The sequence below is a fragment of the Streptomyces sp. NPDC002181 genome (assembly GCF_042890485.1).
GTDB lineage: Bacteria > Actinomycetota > Actinomycetes > Streptomycetales > Streptomycetaceae > Streptomyces.
Genome location: NZ_JBIASC010000011.1, coordinates 267,006 through 282,406, shown reverse-complemented (window position 1 = coordinate 282,406; position 15,401 = coordinate 267,006). Strand labels below are relative to the sequence as shown.

Below are 15,401 nucleotides of genomic sequence, written 5' to 3'. Positions count from 1 at the left end.
GGCACCACCATCCCCAGCCGGACCCGGGGGCGCCCCAGATCGCTACGCGCTCCTCACGGCATAGCGTCCAACGACCGCCTGTGGCTGGACATAAGCCGCCCACGACCAACCCCACACCCCTCCGGCCCGCGAGAGCGGCCCGTTTGTCCCCATTTGGCCGCCGATCGGGACCCACAAGAGCCCTTGCCTGACCGAGAGGTTGAAAAGTCCGGCATCAGGCTCCCCCACACCCGCTCTTCACCCTCGACACCCGCCCATGGCCCCGGAACAGGCCGCAGACGCCGAAATAGCCGTCCGTGGATGACGTCTGGGCGGCCTATGTCCGGCCACAGGCGGTCGTCGGACGCTGAGACGTGAGGAGCGCGTAGCGATCTGACGCGTCCCGACGTCCTGGCAGGGGATGGTGGTCCCGGGACGGGAACACGGCCGGCCGAGAGCCCCGGTCGGCATCACTGAGGGCCCGTCCCTCTTGCTGAACCTCCCGGCCATTCCTTCGGGGGCTTCCCGGCAGTCTTTTGGCATTCCGGGGCGGGGCGGTCAGTCAAGGGTGGCCGAAGGCCATCGCGCAGCGACGCGAACGAAGTGAGCGCCCTTGACGGACCGACCCGACACGGAAGGACAGTGGACTGCCGGGACGCCCCCGGACACACCACCGACCCCGAACACGGGGATCCCGCCCCCCGAAGCCCCCGGTCGGCCGTCCCGTCACCGAGACGACGAGTCCCGCCCCCGAAGCCCCCACCAACCCACCCGACCCCGAGACGACGGGCCCCGCCCCCCGAAGCCCCCGCCCCTACCCCGCCTGCAGTGCCAGCGTCGGTGACAGGCGTGCCGCGCGGACCGCCGGGTAGAGGCCCGCCAGGGTGCCTATCGCCAGCGTCGAGGCGAAGCCGCCGGTCACCGCCCAGAGGGGGACCACCCAGGGGAGGTCGCCCGCGTGGGCGTACGCCGCCGTGGCCGCCGCGCCGAGGGCTATGCCGGCCAGGCCGCCGAGGCCCGACAGGAGCAGGGACTCCGTCACGAACTGGATGCGGACCTGGCCCTTGGTCGCGCCCAGCGAACGGCGCAGTCCGATCTCGTGGCGGCGCTCCAGGACCGAGATGATCATGGTGTTCGCCACCCCGACCCCGCCCACCAGCAGGGCGATCCCGCCCAGCCCCAGCAGCAGCGTGCTGAACGCGCCCTCCGTGGCCGCCTTCGCCTGGAGAGCGGCCGACGGGTCCGACACCGACACCGTGCTCGGCGACTGCGGGTTGGCCGTCGGGGCGATCAGCTCGCGCACCGCCGCGACGCGGTCGTCCGCCGAGCGCTCGTAGATCGCCGTCGGGTGGCCGTCGAAGCCGAGCAGCTGCTCCGCCGCCTCCCAGCCGATCAGCGCCGCGCGCTCGATCTCCGGGGCCAGCGGGATCGGGTCCAGGATGCCGATCACCGTGAAGTACCGGCCGCCGATGAACACTTGCTGCCCGGGCTCCGTGATGCCCAGCCGCTCCGCCGTGACGTTGCCGAGCACCACCGACGGGTAGCGCCCGGTGGCCCCGTTCAGCCACGTGCCCTTCTGCATCCTGGCGCGCAGCACCTCCAGCAGGTCGTCCTTCGTCGCCTTCAGCCCGATGCCGCCCGTCTCCTCCTTGGGGATGTTCTCGGAGCGCCGTACGGACTGGGCGACATCGCCCGTCGTACCCACCGACTCGACGCCCTCGATGCGGGAGACCATGCCCGGGGCCTCCTTCGGCAGCTTCGTGTCCTGCCCCGAGAACATCGACTGGCCCGGTGTCGCCACCAGCATGTTCGTGCCCAGCTTGTCGAGTTCCCGCAGCAGCTTGGCCTGGCTGGACGAGGACACCCCGACCACCGCGATCATCGTCGCGATGCCGATCGCGATCCCGAGCGCGGACAGGAACACCCGCATGGGGCGCGAGCGCAGCCCCGCCGAACCGACGTGCAGGACGTCGCGCGGCCCGAGCCGGGCCGGGGTCAGCCTTCGCGAGGCCCTCATGACGCGTTCACCCCTGCCGTGTTCCACACGTCCGCCACGATCTCCCCGTCCCGGATCCGCACCTGCCGCGGCAGGCTCGCCGCGATCTCGTGGTCGTGGGTGATCACGGCGATGGTGGCCCCGTCCGCGTTCAGCTCGTGCAGCAGCTCCATCACCGACCGCCCCGACGCCGAGTCCAGCGCGCCCGTCGGCTCGTCGGCCAGCAGCAGGTCCGGTTCCCCGGCCACCGCCCGGGCGATCGCCACGCGCTGCTTCTGTCCGCCGGACAGCTCGTGCGGCCGGTGCTCCATCCGGTCCCCGAGGCCCACGCGTTCCAGGGCCCGCGCCGCCCGGCGTCCGCGCTCGGCCCGCGAGAGGCCCGAGTACAGCAGTCCCTCGGCGACGTTCGCCCGCGCGCTGATGCCCGGTACGAGGTGGAAGGACTGGAAGACGAAACCGACATGGCGCGAGCGCAGCGCCGACAGGGCGCGGTCGGACAGCTTCGCGATGTCGTGCCCGGCGATGGCGACTTCACCGGCGCTCGGCCGGTCGAGGGTGCCGACGATGTGCAGCAGGGTGGACTTGCCGGAGCCGGACGGGCCGACGATGGCGAGGAGTTCGCCGTTCAGGACGGTCAGGTCCACCCCGCGCAGTGCCTTGACCCCGCCGGGGTACTCCTTGGTGACGCCCGTCAGCTCCACGACGGCGCGCGCGTGCCGGTGTTCTGCCGTACTCACGGTGGCCTTCGTCATGGCTTGGGGATCCCGACCTGCATGCCCTCCTTGAGGGCGTCCCCCTTGACCTCGACGCGGCCCTGGCCGAACATGCCGAGCTCCACGGGCACGTCGCGGACCGCGCCGCCCTCGACGACCTGCACGCCGAAGCCTCCGCCGGACAGCGCGAGGAGTGCGTTGACCGGAACGGAGAGGACGCCCTTGCGGGTCTCGCCCGTGAGCCGGACGGAGACCGGGGACTGGTCCGGGCCGTTGATCTCGGAGGCGTTGTCCAGGGACACGTTCACCTCGACCTTCGGCTTCCCGCCCCCGCCTCCTCCGCCCCCGCCGGGGCCGCCGCCGTTCGGGTCGTCCGGGTTCGCCGTGCTCCCCACCGAGTCGATCTTGCCGGTGGCCGTGGCGCCGCCCGGCAGGTTCACGGTCACCTTGTCGCCCGTCTTCGCCGCGCCCGCCTTGGCCACGTCCAGCTGGAAGCGGACCATCCGCTCGGTCCCGGTCAGGGTCATCACCGGCTTGCCCGGCGCCGGCTCGTCACCGACCGCCGTGTCGTTCTTCTGCACCCGCTGCGGCCCGGTCGCGAAGGCGATGTCCTCCTTGCCGACCTCGCCGGTCTCCGCCGTCTTGTGCGCCTTCTGCCAGCGCTTGACCGCGGTCGCCGTACCCGCCGTGAAGGTGCCGTCCTCGGGGTCGAGTCCGGTTCCGTACCCGAGGGCCTGGAGGTTGCGCTTGAGCTGCTTGACGTCCTCGCCCTTGTCCCCGGTCTTCATCTGCCGGTACACGGGCGTGCTGCCGTACATGAGCCGCACCGGCTTGCCGTTGACCTCGTACAGCTTCCCGTCCCGCTCGACGGCCGTGCCCGCGCCCGCGGCCCAGGTCAGTACGCCCGGACCGCCCGCGGCCAGCTTGCGCTCCTGCGCGTAGCCGAGCGTGCCCTCGACCGTGAGGCCCGAGCTGAGGTCCCCGCGGGTGACCGGGGCCGTCGCCTGCGGCAGCCCGTCCGCGCGCCGGTCCTTCGAGCCGTCGGAGTCCGACCGCGGCTGGGCCGCCGTGACCGCGTACCCGCCGCCCGAGACGGCGAGTACGACGGCCAGCGAGCCCAGCAGCCACTTGCCGCGCCGCCTCACGCGGCTTCGCACTTCTTCTGGGCGTCCTGGAAGGCCTGCTCCTGGCCGTCGGGGATCTTGGTCGCGCTCATCGCGCTCCCGTTGAAGGTCGGGTCCGGGATGTTCACGCCGTTGTCCCGCATGCACTTGGCCCACTTCAGGGCCTTGTCCTTGTCCTCCTGGGACACCTGGCCGCTGCCCGGGGCCTGGAGCCCGCACGCGTCGAAGGCCTTCTTCACGGCTTCCGGGTCCTCGCTGCCCGAACCCAGGGTCATGCCGCGCGGGTCCTGGCCCGGCTCCGGGTCGGGCGCGTCGATGCCGTGCTCGCGCAGGCACTTGCGCGTCTTGAGCGCCTTGTCGGCGTCGGCGCCGCTCGCCTTCCCGTTGCCGCCGCCGCCCGACGCGTTCGACGACGTGCCGTCCTTCTTCCCGTCCTTGCCGTCCTTGCCGTCCGAGCCGGCACCGCCCGTGCAGGCGGTGACGAAGAGGGTCAGGCCGGTGAGCGCCGCGGCCGTGGTCATGGTCATGGATCGATTCATGCGCCAGACCCTGCACCCGCTGCGGGTTTCGCTTCTCTCTCCGATCTTGCTTATGACGAGGAAATACGGGATTCCGGTAAAGAGGGCGCCATGCGAGTTCTGGTGGTGGAGGACGAGGAATTCCTCCGGGAGATGATCGCCGACGGGCTGCGCCGCGACGCGCTGGCCGTCGACGAGGCGGCCGACGGCCTGGAGGCGCTGCGCCGCCTGCGCCTGGGCGAGTACGACGTCCTCGTCCTCGACCGCGATCTGCCCGGCCTGCACGGGGACGAGGTCTGCCGCCAGGTGGTGCGCGAGCGCCTGCTGACCCGCGTCCTGATGCTGACCGCCTCGGGGACGGTACGGGACCGGGTCGAGGGTCTCGGGCTCGGCGCCGACGACTACCTCACCAAGCCCTTCGCCTACGACGAGCTCCTCGCCCGTGTCCTGGCGCTGGGCCGGCGCACCCGGCCGGCCCTGCCGCCGGTGCTGGAGCGGTGCGGGATCTCCGTGGACACCGCCCGGCGCAGCGCGAGCCGCGACGGGCACCGGCTGGCGCTGTCGCGCAAGGAGTTCGCGGTGCTGGAGGCGCTGCTGCGGGCGGAGGGGGCGGTGCTCGGCAATGACGACCTGATCGAGCAGGTGTGGGAGGAGGACACCTCGTACAGCACCAATGCCGTACGGGTGACGCTCAGCAAGCTGCGGGCGAAGCTGGGCGAGCCGCAGGTGATCGAGACGGTGCCGGGGGCCGGCTACCGGATCGCGGGCCCGGGCGCCGGTCCGATCAGCGAACCGATCACCACACCGATCAGCGAACCGATCACCGATCCGCGATGAGAGCAGTGCTCCATTCCGAGCGCGCCCGTCTCACCGCGCTCTACGGCTCCCTGCTCGTCCTCGCCGGCGGCGGCCTCATCGCCCTGATCAACATCCTGCTGCGGGGCGGCCTCTACACCCGCATCAGCGGAGCCGTCACCACCGCCGTCCCCGGCACCGCCTTCGAGCGCGCCGCCGTCGAGGGCCAACCGCTCAGGGCGGTCCCCGCCCAGCGGCTCCCGCCCGGCGCCGCCGTCCCCACGCAGGAGCAGCTCCGCACGTGGGCCGCCACCCGCAACCTCTCCACCGCCGTCGAGAGCGCCACCCTCCACGAACTGCTGATCGTCTCGCTCATCGCCCTCGCCGTCTTCGCCGTACCGTCGATCTGGCTGGCCTGGTGGATGGCGGGCCGCGTACTGCGACCGGTGGGCGTCATCACCGAGACGGCCCGCCGCCTTTCGGGGGAGAACCTGCACGAGCGGATCGGGCTCAAGGCCCCGCCCGGTGAACTCAAGCGGCTGGCCGACACCTTCGACGGGATGCTCGACCGGATGGAGAGCCTGGTCGGCGCGCAGCGCCGGTTCGCCGCCAACGCCGCCCACGAGCTGCGCACCCCGCTGGCCGTGCAGCGGGCGGCCGCCGAGATCGGGCTGGCCGGGGACCCGCCCCCGGAGAAGGTGGCCCGGATCCGGTCCAAGCTGATCGGCGTCGCCGAGTCCAGTGAGCACCTCGTCGAATCGCTGCTGCTGCTCGCCGTGTCGGAGGAGGGCCTGGAGACCACGGCCCCGGTGGACCTCGCGGCGCTGGCGGAGTCCGCGCTCACCGAGTCGGCGCTCACCGAGCAGGAGCCGACGGCGGATACGGCCCCGGCCGGGAGCGGCGCCCCGGCGGCCGGCCCGACCCTCGTACGGAGCCTTGAGCCGCTGAGCGTGGTCGGCGACCGGGCCCTGCTGGGGCACCTGGTGCGGAACCTGCTGGCCAACGCCGTACGGCACAACCGGCCGGGCGGGCGGATCAGCGTGAAGACCTCCGCCGACGGGGCGCTGACGGTGTCCAACACCGGACCGGTGATCGACCCCGCCGACGTGCCGCGGCTGCTGGAGCCGTTCCGGCGGCGCGCCGAACGGCAGCACACGGCGGGGGAGGGGGCCGGGCTGGGGCTGTCGATCGTCGCCTCGATCGCGCGGGCCCACGGCGCGAAGCTGGTGGTGCGGGCCAATCGGGGACCGGGCGGCGGTCTGACGGTCCGAGTGCGCTTTCCGGTCACACCTGCGCCGCAACGGACGGCGTCGCCTCAGCAATTCTGATGATCGCATGTGTAACGTCGGTCACATGAGCAAGCACCCCCGCGCCGGCTCCCGCAATCCCCTCTCGTTCCGTACGCTCCGCGGCCTCCGTTCTCCCCGGCGTGCCGCGCTCGCCGCCGCCGTGGGCCTGCTGGCCTTCGGGGCCGGCTGGGTCTGCACGGTCCAGGAGGACGACCCCGGCCCCACAGCCCAGGCCCGGACCGGAGACCGTCCGGGGGACGCGGCCGTCCGTACGCCGTCCCCGGGCACCGCCTCCGATGCCGCCACCTCCGACTCCGCCCCCGCCGGCGGAGCCTCGCACACCACCCGCGGGGCGCGGGGCGCCCCGGGTGCGCCGGGTGCGCCCGGGGCACCTGGCGCCCCGGGCGCCCCGGGCGCCCCCGCGGCCCCCGCCGCCTCCGGTGCCCCCGCCGGCTCCGATCCCGCCGACGGCCTGGCCGAGATCAGCGAGGAGACCCGGGCGCGGATCCCGGCCGACGCCCGCCAGCTCCTCCTCGTCGAAGGCAAGGCGAGGGACTCCTCGGAGTCCACGGCCACCCTCTACAGCCGCCCGGCGGCCGGCGCCGGCTGGTCCCGGACCACCGAGAGCTGGCCCGCGCACAACGGCGCCAGCGGCTGGAACTCCGGCGAACGCGAGGACGGGGACCTGACCACCCCGGTGGGCGTGTTCACGCTGGGCGACGCCGGCGGTCTGCTGGAGAAGCCGCCGGGCACGAAGCTCCCGTACGACCACAACCGGCTCTTCGTCCCCACGGGCCGGGGCGTGAACGGCGAGTCCCTCGCGGGCGCCTTCGAGTACGTCATCGCGGTCGACTACAACCGCCGCACGGGGTTCTCCCCGCTGGACCTGGTCAAGCCGGAGGGCGAGGACAAGGGCGGCGGCATCTGGCTCCACGTCGACCACAACGGCCCCTCGCAGGGCTGCATCGGCATCTCGAAGGAAGCCATGGAGAAGCTGCTGACCACCCTGGACCCGGCGGCGAAGCCGGTCGTCGTGATGGGCCCGGCGGGCTTCTGACGGCCGGGGCGGAGGGCCGGGGCGGGCGGTCAGCGCGTCCGATCAGCGCGCCCGATCAGCGCGCCCGGTCAGAGCGCACGGTCGGCGACCGGCAGCAGGACGGGAGCGGCGGCCACCCGCCGCTCCCGCACCAGCAGCCCGATGTACGTCAGGTCGAAGGCGCTGCACAGCAGGCCGAGCCCGAGGATGAACGGCGAGTCCTCGATCACCCCGAAGAGCAGGGTCGGGGCGAGCGTCCCGAGCCATTTGGCGACGGCGATGACGAGGGACTGACCGCGCGGGCCGCGCCGGTCGGCGTAGAGGGCGATGAACAGCCCGGACATCAGCAGGTTCTGCAGGAACGCCGCGTACCGGGTCGCGTCGTGCGTCCCGAAGTGCGCGAGGAAGAGCCACTGCACGGCGAAGCCGCTGCCGAAGACGAGTACGCTCCACGCCGCGAACAGCGGCCGCGTCACGAACCCCGGCAGCTCGGCGCGCCCGAAGCGCAGGTAGGTCCAGATGATGACGACGTCGGCGAGGGCCCACACCACGTTGACCACGCCCTGGGGGGACACCCCGGCGCGGAACTCGCCCACGGCGTAGGTCGCCTCCCACGCGAAGTTCAGCGCGAGCGCGGCCACCGGCATCGCGTACGTCCGGTCCCGCACCCCGACCCGGATCGCCTCGACGTACACGACGGTCCACGCCACTCCGCTGACCAGCGTCAGAAACAGATCCACGCGCGCACCCTAGAGGATGGCCCCCACCGGGCAAAGATCCCGCGCAGCGATCGGATGCGCACCCACTGGACCGGTGTGGGGCGCCCGACCGACGCGGCGGCGCAGAGCTTCGGTACGTGGGAGCCATCGGAGGAGATCACTTTCGCGGGCCCGGACGAGAGGGCGGCGGTGGCGACGACCAGTGCGTCCACCACGCACTCGTGGCCGTCGATACCGGCCGCCTCCAGCAGTCCGGCAGCGAGGTCCGCGAGCGGCTCGGTCACGGGGACGACGATGAGGCGGGATCTCACCCGGGCCGGGTGCTGCCCGGTCCGACCGTGTCGCCGCACCGCCACGAGGCGCCTGGCACGGGATCCCACCACGGGTAGGACCGGGCACGCGCGGACGGGTGAATCCCGCCCACCCCTTGCCTGACGGACCGTCAGCTAAGACGATGGCCCCCGGCGCCGGCGGGTCCCCGTGCCGGGGCCGCCGGTGAACGCGGTCGACGAAGCGGAGGCGGCATGGCGCGCGTGTTTGCGGAAGGCCGGCTGGTCTACGGGATGCAGCTCCCGATCCAGTCGCAGAGCACCATCTACGCCGAGCCCTGGGAGGCGGCGGCGAGCGCCGCCGACCTCGCCGAGGTGGCGCGGGCCGCCGACCGGGCCGGCTTCGGGTACCTCGCCACCTGCGACCACGTCGCCATCCCGCGCCGCCTCGCCGGCCCCATGAGCACCATCTGGTACGACCCGGTGGCCACCCTCTCCTTCCTCGCCGGGATCACCGAGCGCGTACGGCTGCTCAGCCACGTCGCGATCCTCGGCCTGCGCCACCCGCTCCTGAGCGCCAAGCAGTACGCCACCGTCGACCACCTCTCCGGCGGCCGGCTCATCCTCGGCGTCGGCGCGGGCCACGTGCAGGAGGAGTTCGAGGTCCTCGGCGTCGACTTCGCCCGCCGCGGGGCCGTCCTCGACGAGACCCTGGACGCGCTGCGCGCCGCCCTCGGGCCCGAGGAGTACCCGGAGTTCGAGGGCGAGCTGTTCTCCTTCAAGGACCTCGGCCAGCTGCCCCGGCCCGCCCAGACCCGCGTCCCCGTCTGGGTCGGCGGCTCCTCGCCCGCCGCCGTCCGCCGGGCCGCCGTGCGCGGCGACGGCTGGCTCCCGCAGGGCGACCCGCGCGACAAGCTCCCCGCGCAGATCGCGCGGATCAAGGAGCTCCGCGCGGCGGCCGGGGTCGGCGACCCGATCGAGTTCGGCGCGATCACCGAGGCGCTGTACGTCGGCGAGCCCGGCTGGGACACCGGCAGGCGCACCCTCACCGGCAAGGCGGAGGCGCTCGCCGAGTCGCTGCGCGAGTACAAGGCCCTCGGCGTGGACCAGATCCAGGTCCGCTTCCGCAGTCGCGACCGCGCCGAACTGACCGACCAGATCACCGCGTTCGGGGCCGAAGTGGGCCCGCTCCTCAATGACTGAGCTCTCGGCCGGTCGGCACTCGACCGCCAGCACTCGACCGCGAGCACTCGACCGCGAGCACTCGACCACGAGCACTCGACCACTGAACACTCGACGACTGGGAGTACGGGCATGGGCAAGCTGGACGGGCGCGTCGTCGTCATCACGGGCGCGGCGCGCGGCCAGGGCGAGCAGGAGGCCAGGCTCTTCGCCGCCGAGGGGGCCAAAGTGCTCCTCTGTGACGTGCTGGACGAGCAGGGCGCCGCCGTCGCCAAGGAGATATCCGAGGAGGCGGGCGAGGACCGCGCCCGGTACGTACGGCTCGACGTGAGCCGGGAGGAGGACTGGGCCGCCGCCGTCGCCACCGCCAAGGAGGCCTTCGGGCCGGTCAGCGGCCTGGTCAACAACGCCGGCATCCTGCGCTTCAACGAGCTGGTCTCGACCCCGCTGGAGGAGTTCCAGCAGCTGATCCAGGTGAATCAGGTCGGCACCTTCCTCGGCATCAAGGCCTTCGCCCCCGAGATCGAGGCGGCCGGCGGCGGCACCATCGTCAACACCTCCTCGTACACGGGCCTGACGGGCATGGCGTACGTGGGTGCCTACGCGGCGACCAAGGCCGCGATCGTCGGCCTGACCCGGGTGGCCGCCCTGGAACTGGCCGCCAAGGGCATCCGGGTCAACGCGATGTGCCCGGGCGCGGTGGACACCCCGATGGCCAACCCCGGCCTGCTGGACCCGGCCAACATGAGCGACGAGGCCCGGGACGCCATGGCGGAGCTCTACGGGCGGGTCGTGCCGATGGGCCGGGTGGGCCGGGCGGACGAGATCGCCAGGCTGGCGCTGTTCCTGAGCAGCGAGGACTCCTCGTACATCACCGGCCAGCCGTTCGTCATCGACGGCGGCTGGATGGCGGGCGTCAGCATCATGTGAACCGCCCCCGACCGATATCTGATGAGGCGTCAGGTATTGACGCTCCCGCTCCCCCGGTGGAACAGTCGATTCATCGAATCTGACGACACGTCAGAAATCAAAGGACGGTGAACCCCCTTGGAATTCGGGCTCTTCGTGCAGGGATACGTGCCTGAGGCGCGGTCCAAGGTCGACCCCGAGGCAGAGCACAAGGCGCTGATCGAGGAGACCGAGTACGTCATCCAGGCCGACAAGTCCGGCTTCAAGTACGCCTGGGCCTCCGAGCACCACTTCCTGGAGGAGTACTCGCACCTCTCGGCGAACGAGGTCTTCCTCGCCTACCTCGCCCACGCCACCGAGCGCATCCACCTCGGCTCCGGCATCTTCAACCCGCTCGCCCCGGTCAACCACCCCGTCAAGGTGGCCGAGAAGGTCGCGATGCTCGACCACCTCTCCAAGGGCCGCTTCGAGTTCGGCACCGGCCGCGGCGCGGGCAGCCACGAGATCCTCGGTTTCCTGCCCGGCATCACGGACATGAACCACACCAAGGAGATCTGGGAAGAGACCATCGCCGAGTTCCCCAAGATGTTCCTCCAGGAGGAATACGAGGGGTTCCAGGGCAAGCACTGGTCGCTGCCGCCGCGCAAGATCTTCCCCAAGCCGTACGGGAAGGCCCACCCGGCCATGTGGTACGCGGCCGGCTCCCCCTCCTCGTACGCCATGGCCGCGAAGAAGGGCCTCGGCGTCCTCGGCTTCAGCGTCCAGAAGGTCTCCGACATGGAGTGGGTGCTGGAGCAGTACAAGACGGCCATCCAGGAGGCCAAGGCCATCGGCGCGTTCGTCAACGACAACGTGATGGTCACCTCCACCGCCATCTGCGCCGAGACGCACGACAAGGCGGTGGAGATCGCCGTCAACGCGAACATGAACCGCTTTCAGTCGCTGGTCTTCCGCTACCACGACACCTTCCCGCGGCCCGAGGCCATCCCGCAGTGGCCCGAGACGCTCCCCGAGTACAACGCGGAGATCATCGAGCTGCTGATCGCCGAGGAGCTGCTGATCTGCGGGGACCCGTCCGAGGTGCTGGCGCAGTGCAAGCGCTGGGAGCAGGCGGGGGCGGACCAGCTGTCGTTCGGCCTGCCGACCGGGGTTTCGTACGAGGACACGATGAACACCGTCAAGCTCATCGGCGAGCACGTGATCCCGAAGATCGACACCGACCCGGTCCACCGCACCACGCGGTTCCGCGAATCCGCCTGACCGGGCGGACAGTACGGGGGCGGCGTCTTCCCGGACCGCCGCCCCGCACCGGCCCCGGCCGGAGGTCATGCCGAGGCCGCGGCCGGCCCGGCGGGGCCCCGGCCGGGGCGCGCGGACGTCCGGGGCGCGCACATCGGGGCGCGCGGACGACCGGGGCGCGCACACCCGGGGCGCGCGTACGACCCGGGGCGGGCGGCGCGGCCCCCGGGCGAAGGCCAGCGACACGAACACCGGCAGAGGGGACGTCATGCTCGACCACCTGATCAAGGGAGCCACCGTCGTCGACGGCACCGGCGCCCCCGCCCGCGTGGCGGACGTCGGCCTGCGCGACGGGCGGATCACCGTCATCGGCGCGCCCGGCACGGTCACGGAGGAGGCCCGGACCACCGAGGACGCCACCGGGCTCGTCCTGTGCCCGGGCTTCGTCGACCCCCACACGCACTACGACGCCCAGCTCTTCTGGGACCCGTACGCGACCCCCTCCATGAACCACGGCGTCACGACCGTCGCCGGCGGCAACTGCGGGTTCACCCTCGCCCCGCTGCACCCCGACCGCCCCGAGGACGCCGACTACACCCGGCGCATGATGAGCAAGGTCGAGGGCATGGCCCTCAAGGCCCTGGAGGAGGGTGTCGACTGGACCTGGTCCGGCTTCGGCGAGTACCTCGACGCCCTGGAGGGCCGGATCGCCGTCAACGCCGGCTTCATGGTGGGCCACTGCGCGCTGCGCCGCCACGTCATGGGCGCGGACGCCGTCGGCGGACAGCCCACCCCCGAGCAGATGCAGCAGATGCTCGACCTCTTCCACGACGCCATGAACGCGGGCGCCTGGGGCCTGTCCACCACCCAGTCCGCCACCCACTCCGACGGGGACGGCGCCCCCGTCGCCTCCCGCCACGCCAAGCCCGACGAACTGCTCGCGCTGTCGAAGGCCGTCTCCGAACACGAGGGCACCCAGCTCGAAGCGATCGTCGCGGGCTGCCTCGACCAGTTCGCCGACGAGGAGATCGACCTCTTCGTCGACATGAGCGCCGCCGCCGGCCGCCCCCTGAACTGGAACGTCCTCACCATCGATGCCGCCGTCCCCGAACGGGTCCCGCGCCAGCTCATACCGAGCGAGCGGGCCCGCAAGGCGGGCGGCCGCATCGTCGCGCTGACCATGCCGATCCTCACCCCCATGAACATGTCGCTCGGCACCTTCTGCGCGCTGAACCTGATCCCGGGCTGGGGAGAGGTCCTCGGCCTGCCCGTGCCCGAGCGGATCGCGAAGCTGCGCGACGCCGGCGTACGGGCGGAGATGCTGCGCCGCGCCGACAGCAAGGAGGCCGGGGTCTTCCGGCGCCTGGCCAACTTCGGCCGCTATGTCATCGGGGACACGTACAGCAAGGAGAACGAGGGCCTGTCCGGCCGCGTCGTGAACGACATCGCCGCCGAACGCGGCCAGGACCCCTTCCACTGCCTGGTCGAGATCTGCGCCAACGACGACCTGCGCACGGTGCTCTGGCCGATGCCCACCGACAACGACCCGGCGAGCTGGGCCCTGCGCGCCGAAACCTGGCAGCACGAGGACGTCATGCTCGGCGGCTCCGACGCGGGCGCGCACCTGGACCGCATGTGCGGGGCCCCGTACACGACCCGCTTCCTCGGGGACTGCCTGCGCGGGCGCAAGCTGGTGCCGCTGGAGCAGGCGGTGAAGATGCTCACCGACGATCCGGCGCAGCTGTTCGGGCTGCGCGAGCGCGGCCGGATCGCCGAGGGCTTCCACGCGGACCTCGTCCTCTTCGATCCGGAGCGGATCGAGGCGGGCCCGGCCACCCTCGTCCACGACCTGCCGGGCGACAGCCCGCGCCTGGACGCCCGCGCGATCGGGATCGTGTCCGTGCGCGTCAACGGCGTGGAGACCATCCGCGAGGACGAGGTCACGGGGGCGATCCCCGGGATCGTCCTGCGCTCGGGCCGCGACACGAGGACGGTGAGCACGCGATGAGCGGGCCCGCGGCGCAGAAGCTGTACATCGGTGGCGAGTGGGTGGAGCCGGACGCCGGCCACTACGAGGTGATCGGCCCGGCCGACGAATCGGTGGTCGGGCTCGCGCCCGAGGCCTCGCGCGCCCAGGTCGAGGAGGCGGCGCGCGCGGCGGCGGAGGCCTTCGGGACCTGGTCCCGTACGAGTCCCGAGGAGCGGGCGGCCGTCCTGGACCGGGCCGCGGACATCATGCAGCGCGAGTACGAGCCGTGGTCGGCCCTCGCCCGCGCCGAGACGGGCGCGCCGACCGGGATCGCGCGCGGGATGCAGGTCGGGGTCGGGGTCGCGCGCTTCCGGCGGTACGCGAAGGGCGCCCTGGAACCGGTGGAGCGCGGGCTTCCCCCGCAGGTCACCGAGGCCGGGCCGATGGGGAAGGCGAGCATCCTGGGGGCGCTGGAGGTGCGCCAGCCGGTCGGCGTGGTCACCTGCATCACCTCGTACAACAACCCGTGGGCGAACCCGGCGGGCAAGGTGGCCCCGGCGCTGGCCATGGGCAACACGGTGGTGGTGAAGCCGGCTCCGCAGGATCCGCTGTCGGTGTTCAAGATGGCCGAGGCCCTGCACGAGGCGGGCGCCCCGGCCGGCGTGGTGAACGTGGTCTGCGGTGCGTCGGTCGAGGTCGGCGAGGCCGCGGTGGACTCGCCGTACGTGGACATGGTGTCGTTCACCGGCTCCACGGGCGTCGGGCAGCGCATCGCGGAGGTCTGCGGCCGCTCGATGAAGCGGCAGCTGATGGAGCTGGGCGGCAAGGGCGCGGCGATCGTCTTCGGGGACGCCGACCTGGACGCGGCAGTGATGGGGATCGGCACCACCTTCTCCTTCTACTCCGGCCAGATCTGCACGGCTCCGACCCGGGTGATCGTGCACCGGTCGGTGTACGAGCGGCTGGTGGAGAAGCTGACCGGCTACCTGGCCTTCATGAAGGTCGGCGATCCGGCGGCGGCGGGGACGGTGGTGGGCCCGGTGATCTCGGCGGCGCACCGGGACCGGGTGGAGTCGTACGTGGAGCTCGGCCGCAAGGAGGGCGCGCGGATCGCGTACGGCGGCGAGCGGCCGGTGGTCGGGGACGGCCGCGGCTTCTACGTGGCGCCGACGCTGCTGGTGGACTGCACGAACGACATGCGGGTGGTCCGGGAGGAGATCTTCGGGCCGGTGGTCGTGGTCGTGCCCTTCGACGGGGACGAGGAGGAGGCGGTCCGCCTCGCCAACGACAGCGATTTCGGGCTGCTGAGCTACGTGTGGTCCGGGGACGCGGCGCGCGCCTTCCGGGTGGCGCGGCGGCTGCGGGCGGGCGGGGTCGGCGTGAACACGATCGGCCGGAACATGGAGGCCCCGTTCGGCGGCTTCAAGCGCTCGGGCGTCGGGCGGGACGTGGGCTCGTACGCGCTGCACGCGTACAGCGAGATGCAGTCGATCGTCTGGACGACGTGAGGGGAGTCCGGGCGGGCTGAGACCCAGGTCACAGGGGAAAGTTCAAACCGGCATAAAAGGGGTACTGCTGCGGTTTCCGCATTCCGGAACGGACTGTCCGCTCCCTGTTGAGCAGGGGGCGGACGCGCGCATGAACCTTGCATTAAGTGTTAATGA

At 72.3% G+C, this 15,401-nt stretch carries 14 protein-coding genes; 8 read left to right on the top strand and 6 right to left on the bottom strand.

Translation table 11 applies throughout. The features are described from left to right. Window positions 1-793: 793 nt before the first annotated feature. From ACFYXV_RS25795 to ACFYXV_RS25780, 4 genes are read right to left on the bottom strand one after another with little or no spacing between them, the layout of a single operon-like run. Window positions 794-1,996 carry an ABC transporter permease gene (locus ACFYXV_RS25795; protein WP_383337863.1) on the bottom strand — a complete coding sequence of 401 codons (1,203 nt, stop codon included), beginning with the start codon at window positions 1,994-1,996 and terminating at the stop codon, window positions 794-796. Further along, window positions 1,993-2,727, bottom strand: a complete 735-nt coding sequence (locus ACFYXV_RS25790) for an ABC transporter ATP-binding protein (protein WP_385474848.1) — start codon at window positions 2,725-2,727, stop codon at window positions 1,993-1,995. The genes ACFYXV_RS25795 and ACFYXV_RS25790 overlap by 4 nt, the downstream gene beginning before the upstream one ends. Continuing rightward, window positions 2,724-3,833: a peptidoglycan-binding protein gene (locus tag ACFYXV_RS25785; protein WP_389384144.1), complete on the bottom strand. Its 1,110-nt coding sequence runs from the start codon at window positions 3,831-3,833 to the stop codon at window positions 2,724-2,726. Before ACFYXV_RS25785 ends, ACFYXV_RS25790 begins: the two co-directional genes overlap by 4 nt. Then, window positions 3,830-4,339, bottom strand: coding sequence for a hypothetical protein (locus tag ACFYXV_RS25780; RefSeq protein WP_389384143.1), 510 nt, complete (start codon window positions 4,337-4,339; stop codon window positions 3,830-3,832). Before ACFYXV_RS25780 ends, ACFYXV_RS25785 begins: the two co-directional genes overlap by 4 nt. A 102-nt stretch (window positions 4,340-4,441) precedes the next feature. Here ACFYXV_RS25780 and ACFYXV_RS25775 point away from each other — a divergent pair, with 102 nt between their 5' ends. From ACFYXV_RS25775 to ACFYXV_RS25765, 3 genes are read left to right on the top strand one after another with little or no spacing between them, the layout of a single operon-like run. Further along, entirely contained in the window at window positions 4,442-5,167 is a 726-nt protein-coding gene (locus ACFYXV_RS25775) for a response regulator transcription factor (RefSeq protein WP_389384142.1), read from the top strand. Further along, entirely contained in the window at window positions 5,164-6,453 is a 1,290-nt protein-coding gene (locus ACFYXV_RS25770; RefSeq protein WP_385474855.1) for a sensor histidine kinase, read from the top strand. The genes ACFYXV_RS25775 and ACFYXV_RS25770 overlap by 4 nt, the downstream gene beginning before the upstream one ends. A 25-nt stretch (window positions 6,454-6,478) precedes the next feature. Beyond that, window positions 6,479-7,471 carry a L,D-transpeptidase family protein gene (locus tag ACFYXV_RS25765; protein ID WP_389384141.1) on the top strand — a complete coding sequence of 331 codons (993 nt, stop codon included), beginning with the start codon at window positions 6,479-6,481 and terminating at the stop codon, window positions 7,469-7,471. A gap of 68 nt (window positions 7,472-7,539) precedes the next feature. On the opposite strand, the gene ACFYXV_RS25760 is transcribed toward ACFYXV_RS25765, so the two are convergent. Then, complete coding sequence (locus ACFYXV_RS25760) at window positions 7,540-8,190, bottom strand: hypothetical protein (RefSeq protein ID WP_389384140.1); 651 nt, start codon at window positions 8,188-8,190, stop codon at window positions 7,540-7,542. After that, window positions 8,175-8,453: a hypothetical protein gene (locus ACFYXV_RS25755; RefSeq protein ID WP_389384139.1), complete on the bottom strand. Its 279-nt coding sequence runs from the start codon at window positions 8,451-8,453 to the stop codon at window positions 8,175-8,177. The genes ACFYXV_RS25760 and ACFYXV_RS25755 overlap by 16 nt, the downstream gene beginning before the upstream one ends. A 240-nt stretch (window positions 8,454-8,693) precedes the next feature. On the opposite strand from ACFYXV_RS25755, the gene ACFYXV_RS25750 reads away from it, so the two are divergent. The 5 genes from ACFYXV_RS25750 to ACFYXV_RS25730 all read left to right on the top strand — a co-directional run bounded on the left by ACFYXV_RS25750 (window position 8,694) and on the right by ACFYXV_RS25730 (window position 15,245). Further along, the gene (locus ACFYXV_RS25750; protein ID WP_389384138.1) at window positions 8,694-9,641 is read left to right on the top strand and encodes an LLM class F420-dependent oxidoreductase; all 948 of its coding nucleotides are present in this window, start codon (window positions 8,694-8,696) and stop codon (window positions 9,639-9,641) included. A 111-nt stretch (window positions 9,642-9,752) separates the two neighbouring features. Beyond that, a complete protein-coding gene (locus ACFYXV_RS25745) occupies window positions 9,753-10,550 on the top strand; it encodes an SDR family NAD(P)-dependent oxidoreductase (RefSeq protein ID WP_383501080.1) in 798 nt (265 codons plus the stop codon). Window positions 10,551-10,667: 117 nt separating this feature from the next. Next, a complete protein-coding gene (locus ACFYXV_RS25740) occupies window positions 10,668-11,789 on the top strand; it encodes an LLM class flavin-dependent oxidoreductase (protein ID WP_366100562.1) in 1,122 nt (373 codons plus the stop codon). A gap of 247 nt (window positions 11,790-12,036) precedes the next feature. Further along, complete coding sequence (locus ACFYXV_RS25735; protein ID WP_389384137.1) at window positions 12,037-13,776, top strand: amidohydrolase family protein; 1,740 nt, start codon at window positions 12,037-12,039, stop codon at window positions 13,774-13,776. After that, the gene (locus ACFYXV_RS25730; protein WP_385474867.1) at window positions 13,773-15,245 is read left to right on the top strand and encodes an aldehyde dehydrogenase family protein; all 1,473 of its coding nucleotides are present in this window, start codon (window positions 13,773-13,775) and stop codon (window positions 15,243-15,245) included. The genes ACFYXV_RS25735 and ACFYXV_RS25730 overlap by 4 nt, the downstream gene beginning before the upstream one ends. Window positions 15,246-15,401 lie beyond the last annotated feature (156 nt).

Excerpts from the sequence above, each read along its gene's own strand:
- ACFYXV_RS25795 (WP_383337863.1), bottom strand. The coding sequence starts at position 1,996 with ATGAGGGCCTCGCGAAGGCTGACCCCGGCCCGGCTCGGGCCGCGCGAC.
- ACFYXV_RS25790 (WP_385474848.1), bottom strand. The coding sequence starts at position 2,727 with ATGACGAAGGCCACCGTGAGTACGGCAGAACACCGGCACGCGCGCGCC.
- ACFYXV_RS25780 (WP_389384143.1), bottom strand. The coding sequence starts at position 4,339 with ATGACCATGACCACGGCCGCGGCGCTCACCGGCCTGACCCTCTTCGTC.
- ACFYXV_RS25775 (WP_389384142.1), top strand. The coding sequence starts at position 4,442 with ATGCGAGTTCTGGTGGTGGAGGACGAGGAATTCCTCCGGGAGATGATC.
- ACFYXV_RS25770 (WP_385474855.1), top strand. The coding sequence starts at position 5,164 with ATGAGAGCAGTGCTCCATTCCGAGCGCGCCCGTCTCACCGCGCTCTAC.
- ACFYXV_RS25765 (WP_389384141.1), top strand. The coding sequence starts at position 6,479 with ATGAGCAAGCACCCCCGCGCCGGCTCCCGCAATCCCCTCTCGTTCCGT.
- ACFYXV_RS25750 (WP_389384138.1), top strand. The coding sequence starts at position 8,694 with ATGGCGCGCGTGTTTGCGGAAGGCCGGCTGGTCTACGGGATGCAGCTC.
- ACFYXV_RS25745 (WP_383501080.1), top strand. The coding sequence starts at position 9,753 with ATGGGCAAGCTGGACGGGCGCGTCGTCGTCATCACGGGCGCGGCGCGC.
- ACFYXV_RS25735 (WP_389384137.1), top strand. The coding sequence starts at position 12,037 with ATGCTCGACCACCTGATCAAGGGAGCCACCGTCGTCGACGGCACCGGC.
- ACFYXV_RS25730 (WP_385474867.1), top strand. The coding sequence starts at position 13,773 with ATGAGCGGGCCCGCGGCGCAGAAGCTGTACATCGGTGGCGAGTGGGTG.